The sequence below is a fragment of the Candidatus Methylomirabilota bacterium genome (genome assembly GCA_027293415.1).
GTDB lineage: Bacteria > Methylomirabilota > Methylomirabilia > Methylomirabilales > CSP1-5 > CSP1-5.
In genome coordinates, this window is sequence record JAPUFX010000094.1 from 1 (window position 1) to 8,642 (window position 8,642).

Here is an 8,642-nt window from a genome sequence, read left to right on the forward strand (position 1 = left end):
GTAACGAAGGTGGAGGTGTACCAGCAGCTCCTTGGGGCCGGGGTCGAGGAGGCCCAGGTGACTTCCTTTGTCTCGCCGCGGCGCCTTCCCCAGCTGGCCGACGCCGAGGCCCTGTGGGACGCCCTAAGGCCCTTCCCCGGCATCAAGGGTGCCCTGATTGCAAACCACACCAATGCAAATGTAGCTTCCCAACGAAGACGCTGCGTTGGCATTACCGGAGCAGGCACGAGTCCCTAATTGCCGTTTCAAACCAGGAATTCTACGACAATCGACTCCTCATTTATCCGTCGGCCATTGACAAGGCTAAACATTTGGGGTTGCAATTTGTTCACCTACCAGATGCCACTTACGACCGAGGGCGGAGCTCTGTGAACCGCATGGAAGCGAGAGCAGTCGCAAAGGCAGCATTGGACCACTATCGAAAGTTTCCCAATGAGAGCCTCGGGGTAGGTGCATTTAATATCAAACAACAACAAGCAATCTTGGAAGAAGTAGAACTTCAACTCCGGCTCCACCCGGACATGGAAGAATTTGTTAAGAGCAACCGTGAAGAGCACTTTTTCGTGAAAAACTTAGAGACTATCCAGGGAGACGAACGTGACGTCATCTTTCTGAGCATCGGATTCGGATTCGACGCATCGAGGCGACTATCTCTTAATTTTGGGCCTCTTAACCACGAAGGCGGTGAGCGTCGCCTGAACGTCCTTATATCTCGTGCTCGGGAACGGTGCGTCGTCTTTTCAAATTTTGGAGCCAATGATATCTCACTTGATGGAACTGCTGCATTCGGCGTCAGAGCCTTGAAAGTCTTCCTAGACTACGCTGAAAATAGAATTCTCCATAGTACGGAGGAAACGGGGGAAGATACGGACTCCCCATTCGAAGACTCCGTTTACGATTTCCTTAGGAGCAACGGACACGAAGTGCGTAAGCAGGTTGGTTGCGCTGGGTTTCGGATCGACCTTGGCGTAGTTGATCCCGAATCGCCCGGACGCTATCTCTTAGGAATTGAATGCGACGGAGCTAAATATCATACCTCACCTGTTGCGAGGGATCGGGATAGGCTACGCCAGCAGATCCTCGAAGGTTTGGGTTGGCGTCTCCATCGTATATGGTCTACGGATTGGTACCGCAACCCCAATGAAAGTGAAAGAAGGCTCCTTGATGAGGTAGTACGAGCAAAGCATGAGAAGTTGACATCTGTTGACGTCCCTAAAGATCGGGCTCCTCATATGGATGTATCAGTGCCTCAGAATGTTGAGGGAAGAGTGGAGAGTCATGAATCCTCTACCATCGGCGACCCCCTTGATAGTATGGTTTCTAATTATGAACTTTGTCCCTCTCTGGAAATCCTCATGACTGGTGAGCTTCACGAGCAGTCCACACACCAACTCGCCAAGGCAGTCATCCGAGTGGTGGACGTTGAGGGTCCGGTCCACTTCGACGAGGTTGTTCGACGAATTCGTTCCCTCTGGCGTTTGGGACGAGCTGGCAATAGGATATACGATGCTATTAGCAGGGCGGCATCGGCAGCTAAACGAAATGGAAAGATACGTAGGCGTGGCAACTTTCTTTGGCCAGCAACTGAAAGCCCGATTCAAGTTCGCCGCCGTTGTGGGGACCCAGCAGCTAGGATCGATCTGATATGTGATGAGGAAATTGCTGAGGCACTGAAACTGGTCCTTAAGCATCAGTTCGATACCTTGCCCGACGACCTTATAGTTCGGTCTTCGAGGCTGTTAGGCATTCAGGCGACACACGGTACAACGTCTAAGAGGATCAAGATCGTCATTCGCAAGCTCATCGATGAGGGACAACTTCAAGAAATGCCAAATGGCATGTTACACCTTCCAAAGTCCTAGTTTCTGGGAGGTTTTCTGTAAGAGAGAATATTTACGGAAGAGTTCACACACTCGACAAACAAATGGTTCTAGTTCGCTTTAGGCTTCGCCCGGCTTGGAATCTCTTTGGGCCTATATGGCCTAGCATCCTATCCAGACCTTAACATTCACAGAACGCCTAAATTAGCAGAGCCGTGAAGAGATTATGGTGGCTTGCGTTACTTCTCATCCTGATCCCTGCTCCTGTCGCATCCTAAAGTGACTCAGCCACAGTCCAAGTCGTCCGGGTCATTGACGGCGATACCATCCAAGTTTGTTGCGTTTTCGGAGATCGGGAGAAGGTTCGCTATATCGGGATCAATACCCCCGAAATCCACCACCACAGATTCTCTGTGTTAATATGACTTAGTTATTTTTTTCATATAAACTAATTGAAATTCACGTTTCAAATGTATTGGAGGAAAACATGCCAAATTTTATGATTGCTTATTACGGAGGAAACAAGCCGAGTTCAAAAGAAGAGGGAATGGCTCAGATGGAAAGGTGGAAAGCTTGGATAGAAGGTCTTGGTGAAACTGTGATTAATCCTGGAACACCATTACCGGTTTCAAAAATTGTAACATCTAGCAGTGTACAAGATGATAATGATCCAAATGCGATGAATGGATTTGCAGTTATCAAAGCAGAAAGCATTGATGCTGCCGTTGAAATTGCTAAATCAGATCCTTTTTTGGATATGGATGGAAAAATACGTGTCTCACAAATGATGGAGATGAAATAAGACTACCTTTTTACTTCAATGTAGTATTCTGTAGTTAATCATAAAAAACTGTGAGTGATTGCAAACAGTTAAGTTGGCAATCACAGTCTCCACCATCCCATGAAGGGGATTGAACCCTTCGGCAAGGAGGCGGCAAAGGCAAACCGCAAGTTGGTGGATGGAAAGACAGTCCGGCTGGAGTTCGAGTGCAGCAAGTAGACCGCTACAATCGGCTGCTGGCTTACGTTTATTTGAAGGATGACACCTTCGTCAACGCTTGGCTGGTGGAGCATGGCTACGCGGTGGTGATGACAATACCGCCGAATGTGAAGCATCAAAACCTGTTTCTGAAGCTTCAGCGGGAGGCGAGGGAAAAGGGACGGGGATTGTGGAAAGAATGACTTCAGCGTTCGAAGTATCAGACAGTTGTGTCTAATTGTAGTTAGATTGCTATGAGTATCCAATGAAGGAACAAGAGCCTCCAGATAATCCTGGGGTGATCGCCTTTCCGCCACTGATCTATGGAGGCGCACTGTTAATAGGGCTGGTTGTCCACTACTTCGTCCCGATTCAATTTCTCGCGGGAACACTCAGCATCTGGCTAGGCGTTTTGTTGATTTCGGTCTCCGCTCCTATAGTACTTTCGGCTGTTCGCGCAATCCGCCGTGCACAAACAGCCTTTGACGTCCGAAAACCGACTACGTCGATCGTTACCGAAGGCGCATTCCGATTCAGTCGTAATCCTGCGTATCTAGCGTTGACCTTGCTCTACCTTGGAATCGCTTCACTTATTAACTCGATCTGGGTGTTTCTCATGGTTGTACCGACTGTCATCGTAATGCAGCGAGGCGTTATTGAACGAGAAGAACGGTACCTTGAAAGAAAGTTTGGAGAGGAATACCTTCGCTATAAGGAGGAGGTACGTCGTTGGTTGTAAGGACTGGTTGCGCCAAGCCGCTGCAGACTGACGGAGGGGCGAAGAGGAGAGCTAAACATGGCCGAGAAACTTGACCCACGACACGTCGTCACGTTCGAGGAACTGCTTCGGGCCATATGGACGAGCAGTATGTCGGCGTGCGACGGAAGGAGATATGAAGATGAAAGTGCGGTGTAAAAGGGAACTTTGGATTGCCCTAGCTGTAGTAGCATTTGCGATGACTCTCTGGTGGCCGGTCAGCACCGAAAGTCAGGATGGTGATGTACCGAATTTCATCTTGACAGGGCTTGCTGCCTACAGCATCGGGGGTGAGGAAGCCATGATGAGGGCATGGCTTAAAGACAGCCCGATTAGAGGAAACATTAGAGGAGTCAAGGAAGTGGACGATCAAAGAATCATAATCAGGCACGCCGAAGACATTTACGGTAGCTACGAGTCATATCAGATAGTCCACGTAACCAATCTGACGTCGAGCACCAAAATCATCTTTCTAGCGATTGAGTATATGTCCGGTCCATTGTTCGGCCGAATGGTAGCATACAAAAGAAAGGCTGGTTGGGTTGTTACAGAAATCAAGTTTAGTATCATCAGCAAGAATGTTCTTCGGCCAATTGTATGGACTGAACCTTTCTTCTAAAACCCAGCTATCCTTTGCCCAACTAACGAGGCACTACAGGCGTGTGCTGGTGCAGAAAGGCCTGCTGACCAACGAGGAGGTGCTGGAGGAGATCAAGGTGGTACGGCGGGAGGTGGAGGGGACTAGGAGGAATCCAACGAGAGGGAAGCCTCCCCGAGAGGCCGGTCGACGACGTTGCCGATCAAGGCAGCCTTTAAGGAGTCAACTGCAAGGAACTTCACCCTCATCCCGGGGATGGCTCTCGGTCCGATTTCTTCCCCACGCATCCACACCACTTGCGCAGGGATCGAGAGCGTGTGGGAAGGATGATCCTGCAGCTTGAAACGCAGCAAGATCTCAGTCCCCGGTCGAGGCGGGTCCTTGATCGCGATGAACATCCCGTCCCTGCTCAGGTTCAGGCAAGTGCCATGCCCGGCCTTTCCCGCCTGGGTGAACTTGACATCGAACTGGACCGGGACTCGGGTAAAGCCCTGTCGTTTGGCGTTACGCAACCATTGGAGTATCAAGTCTGAGTCGATCAGATGGTCGAAGACCACGCCATGGGGGATGCGGGTTCCCAGATCGGTTAACGTGGGTCTGTCATGCCAGATGACAAGTCCGGATAGAGGTTCTTCCAAACAGACCTGGACCATTACCGGGGTCCTGAGGGGGATGCTCTCGGGCAGCAGGAGTCCCAGCCCACCGGGACTGATGGAGTTGGTTCTGCCAGTGATGACCTTCGCCATGAACGTCCCCTGGCTTAGAGAAGTACACTGAACGGGTAGCCAGACCATGAGGCGAGGATAACCGCGGACATTTGTGTAGGAAGACACAAGTTTCCTCCACGGCGAAGAAAAGCAAGGATCATGCTAGAGCGCGGGGTCCTTGCCGACAGTACGAGACGCATTGGACGCTGGTTGAGAGAACACAGGGGGGACGGAGCAATGAGTGAGCCAACGATGGAAACCCTGGCACGACGGCTGGACCGGGTGGAGCGGGAGAACCGGTGGTTGAAGCGGGCGGGAGTGGTAGCCCTGGTCGGGATCGCTGCTGTGGTGCTGATGGGGCAGGCTATGGGTGGCAAGGAGCCAATGGTTATTTCCTCAGTCCTCACCCGGGGCAAGCTTCTGCATTGGTATAAGGCGAGTGGCAGTGTGGTGTTATCGGAATTGAAACCTGACTCCGACAGTCCAGGTGATGAAGAAGCTGTTACCACCATCGACGTCGAGGTCCGTGAAATTAAAGAGCAGGCTCGATTCAAGCGAGGTCGTGTCGCCCATTCTATATTCCGCGCCAACCCCGAGGGGGATCAGGAAGCTCGTATCGTTTCCTTGCAAGTCGGCGTAGATAAAACCGATGCCTCCCTGGAAGTGGGGTTTGAGGCGGGGAATATCGATGAGATCCAGGGTATATTTCGCCTGGGCGGTGACGCCGATCTGGGTGAGATCGCCGGTGAATCCGAGCTGCACAAGAGGGCCGACCGAAATATTATTGGTGAGAAAGTAGTCACCGGCTAGATTAATGGCAAATGCGCTGCCATCGGCCGTCGCGCCTTGAAGACCTAGAGCGGCCCCTGCCGTCCACAATCCGGTCCTTTCCTCCTGCGCCTTGGCCGGAAAACTGACCATAAGGCATAAAAGAAAAACCAGACTACCGCTCAGAACCGGCCATTTTCCTTTCATGAGGATTCCTCCATTCTTTCGCTCTGTTCAGGTTACCTCACCATCTCACGTGGAGTGAGCATGTACTCGAGGAATTGCACTCCCATCCCGGTGATCGCACTCGACCCTCCCTCCTGCGTGCACACCCACGCTACCCGCGCATGGACCGAGAGAGGTTCGGACGGACCCGGTGGTGTGAAGTCAAGAAGGACCTCCGCCCCCGGCGGGACCGGCCGTTCGGTCGCGATGAACATCCCACTCTGGCTCACGTTGAGGCCGATCCCGTCAATTGCCCTCCCCGCGTGGGTGTACGCGACACCGAACCGGACCGGGACTCGCTCATGGACCCGTTTCCAGAAGGCTTCGGTGGAATTGTCCTGGGGGGAGGCAGGACGGTCGTCACCCTCAGGCTCCTGCGAAGGCGACGTCCTGGGGACAGACAGGGCCTCCCGGAGCTTTTCGTCGGCCAAGCGTGTCTCCTCGAAGACGCGGGCGAAGAGAGTATTCTGGTCTGGATGCAGGGGCTTGTAGCGGTTCGCCGCCTCCTCCAGCTGAGCAAACAGCTCTGCGGGCCGGTACTCGCCTGAGCGGGCGTATTGAGCGAGGGCCCTCTGCCGCTGCTCTAGATACTCCGCCAACGCCTCGTATTCGGAGGTAAGGGCTGGTTCTCGGAGGGAGTCGACGATCTTCTGCTGTTCCGAGAGGTTCTGGAGGAAAGCATCCAACCTCTGCTCAAGATCCTGGTAGATCATTTCGATGGCTTGCCGCTCGCCCTCCAGATACGCAAGAAGCGGTTGGGGCTGCTCTTCGATGTATCGATTCGCCTTCTCCAGGAGCCCCCTTTGACTGGCGAGCACCTCTTCAAAGGCCTCGAACTGGTCCCGGAGCCCCGAATCAAGATGGGCCGTCACTCGGCCCAGGTGCTGTGTCTCATCGTGAATGTACCGTCGCAAGGGGACGAGCCGCTTCTCGAGGTGCTTCATGGCCTGATCGTTGTGCCGTCGCTGCTCGTCCATATGGCGCTGAAACGGGGCGGCTCGTTCTTGCAAATAGTGTTTCAGCTGGTCAAGCACCCGCTGTTGCGCCTCGAGCCCCTGAGAGATCTTCTGGAGTGCGGGTGAGGAAGACCACCAGCTGCTCGCCTCCTCACAAGCGGCGTCTCCCTGTAAGTCCGCGGCCCATCCGTCGAGTGTTGATTTTAAATTGGTGAATCTCATCCGCACATCTCCTTTCTTGCAGCAGTTACCCCTCACGGCTAGGTTTTCGCGTCTGGCTTCCCGCCGAGCAAAAGATATGCCAACTGCCGGCACTGCTATTGCGATTGGGGTTTCTGCCGTTTCTTACCCGCTAGGGGATGGCGATTGCTGGCGAATTGCCCGAAGGTGGAACTCAGAAGGCAACGTTCAGGAAAGGTGCGGAAGGGGCTGCTCACCAACGAGGAGGTGTTGGAGGAGATCAAGGCGGTACGGCGGGAGATGGAGGGGGGGCCGAGGAGTTAGACTGGAAGGGCGTTGTGGACTACGAACGCGATTTCCGCTGCCGGGCCGATTCCTTCGCGTGAAACTTCCAAATCTCTTCCTGTTCCTGGGATGTCAGGCGGGAGAACTCCACCCCGATGCCGCTCTGGTCCGCGTACTTCACCGTACAGACAATTCGGGTCGGACGGTTGCTAAGGGGGCGGCGGAAACGGAGGACCAGCTCGGCCCCGGGCGGGACCGGCTCCTGCGTAGTGAGGAGCGCCCCTTTAGTGCCGAGCTTGGTGATCCGGCCCTCCTGGGGGCGGCCGCCTTTGAGTTCATACTCCATCGGGAGGTCGCAGGGAATACGGGGCGAGCGTCGCGTATCAGTCGGGTTATTCATGGTGACGGCGGAAGGGAGGAAACCGGCGAGGAGGAAGCCTCCCCGCGAAGCCGATCGACGACAGCGCCGATCAAGGCATCCTCTGAGGGATTGACTTCGAGGAACTTCACTCCCATGCCCGTGACAGTACTCGGCCCGCTTGCCTCCCCGCGCATCCAGGCCACTTCGGCAGGGATCAGCAGCATGTGGGAAGTCTCGTGCAGCTCAAAACAGAGCAAGGTCACAACCCCTGGTGTGGGGGAATCATCCATGGTGGTGATAAACATCCCGCCCCGGCTCAGATTCAGGCACGTGCCATGTCGCACCTTTCCTGCCCCGGTGAACTCCACATTGATCTGGACTCGGACTCGGGGATGGGCCTGGTGGTTGGCGTTCAGTACCCATTGGCGTATCCGGTCTTCGTCGACCGGCTGATCAAAAGCGACGCCGTGGGGGATCCTAGTTCCCAGATCGGTTGACATGGGCCCGTAAAGCCAGATGACATGTCCGCGCAACGGTTCCTCCTGACAGACCTGAACCGATACTGAGGTCCTGAGGGGGATGGTATCGGGGAGCAGGAGTCCCAGTCCACCGGGACTGATGGACTTCGTCTTGCCGGTGATCATCCTTGCCTTGGCCCGCCCGCGGTTTAGGGTGGTGCACTGGACGGGCAGGTAGGTCAGGAAGCGTGGGTAGCGGCGGACATGTGTGTAGGAAGACACAAGTTTCCTCCACGGCGAAGGAGAGCAAGGACCATGCCAGAGCGAGGGGTCCTTGCCGAATAGACGCTGTTTGAGAGAACACAGGGGGGACGGAGCAATGAGTGAGCCAACGATGGAAACCCTGGCACGACGGCTGGACGGGGTGGAGCGGGAGAACCGGTGGTTGAAGCGGGCGGGAGTGGTAGCCCTGGTTGGGATCGCTGCTGTGGTGCTGATGGAGCAGGCTATGGGTGGCAAGGAGCCAATGGTTATTTCCTCAGTCCTCA

Annotated in this window: 12 protein-coding genes; 8 read left to right on the forward strand and 4 right to left on the reverse strand. The window is 54.4% G+C overall.

The window, feature by feature from the left end; all coding sequences use genetic code 11:
- From O6929_07045 to O6929_07070, 6 genes are all read left to right on the forward strand, one after another.
- A partial coding sequence (locus O6929_07045; protein ID MCZ6480143.1) for a hypothetical protein occupies positions 1-237 on the forward strand: 237 nt, incomplete at its 5' end.
- Entirely contained in the window at positions 237-1,862 is a 1,626-nt protein-coding gene (locus tag O6929_07050) for a DUF3320 domain-containing protein (GenBank protein ID MCZ6480144.1), read from the forward strand. The genes O6929_07045 and O6929_07050, both read left to right, overlap by 1 nt.
- Before the next feature lie 445 nt (positions 1,863-2,307).
- Positions 2,308-2,622: a YciI family protein gene (locus O6929_07055; protein MCZ6480145.1), complete on the forward strand. Its 315-nt coding sequence runs from the start codon at positions 2,308-2,310 to the stop codon at positions 2,620-2,622.
- A 185-nt stretch (positions 2,623-2,807) separates the two neighbouring features.
- A complete protein-coding gene (locus O6929_07060) occupies positions 2,808-3,002 on the forward strand; it encodes a thermonuclease family protein (GenBank protein ID MCZ6480146.1) in 195 nt (64 codons plus the stop codon).
- Between the two features lie 62 nt (positions 3,003-3,064).
- Positions 3,065-3,538 carry an isoprenylcysteine carboxylmethyltransferase family protein gene (locus O6929_07065; GenBank protein ID MCZ6480147.1) on the forward strand — a complete coding sequence of 158 codons (474 nt, stop codon included), beginning with the start codon at positions 3,065-3,067 and terminating at the stop codon, positions 3,536-3,538.
- A gap of 160 nt (positions 3,539-3,698) precedes the next feature.
- A complete protein-coding gene (locus tag O6929_07070; protein MCZ6480148.1) occupies positions 3,699-4,175 on the forward strand; it encodes a hypothetical protein in 477 nt (158 codons plus the stop codon).
- Positions 4,176-4,297: 122 nt separating this feature from the next.
- Here the strand turns inward: O6929_07070 and O6929_07075 are convergent, their stop codons facing one another.
- Entirely contained in the window at positions 4,298-4,987 is a 690-nt protein-coding gene (locus tag O6929_07075) for a PilZ domain-containing protein (protein ID MCZ6480149.1), read from the reverse strand.
- Positions 4,988-5,098: 111 nt separating this feature from the next.
- On the opposite strand from O6929_07075, the gene O6929_07080 reads away from it, so the two are divergent.
- Positions 5,099-5,671: a hypothetical protein gene (locus O6929_07080; protein ID MCZ6480150.1), complete on the forward strand. Its 573-nt coding sequence runs from the start codon at positions 5,099-5,101 to the stop codon at positions 5,669-5,671.
- 197 nt (positions 5,672-5,868) lie between these two features.
- Here the strand turns inward: O6929_07080 and O6929_07085 are convergent, their stop codons facing one another.
- Complete coding sequence (locus O6929_07085) at positions 5,869-7,032, reverse strand: PilZ domain-containing protein (GenBank protein MCZ6480151.1); 1,164 nt, start codon at positions 7,030-7,032, stop codon at positions 5,869-5,871.
- Positions 7,033-7,176: 144 nt separating this feature from the next.
- Here O6929_07085 and O6929_07090 point away from each other — a divergent pair, with 144 nt between their 5' ends.
- Entirely contained in the window at positions 7,177-7,314 is a 138-nt protein-coding gene (locus tag O6929_07090; GenBank protein ID MCZ6480152.1) for a hypothetical protein, read from the forward strand.
- A gap of 19 nt (positions 7,315-7,333) precedes the next feature.
- Here O6929_07090 and O6929_07095 read toward each other — a convergent pair whose 3' ends face one another.
- Both O6929_07095 and O6929_07100 read right to left on the reverse strand, forming a co-directional pair.
- Positions 7,334-7,675 (reverse strand): PilZ domain-containing protein, encoded by a 342-nt coding sequence (locus O6929_07095; protein ID MCZ6480153.1) that lies wholly within the window; start codon positions 7,673-7,675, stop codon positions 7,334-7,336.
- A complete protein-coding gene (locus O6929_07100) occupies positions 7,672-8,376 on the reverse strand; it encodes a PilZ domain-containing protein (protein ID MCZ6480154.1) in 705 nt (234 codons plus the stop codon). Before O6929_07100 ends, O6929_07095 begins: the two co-directional genes overlap by 4 nt.
- Positions 8,377-8,642: the final 266 nt, after the last annotated feature.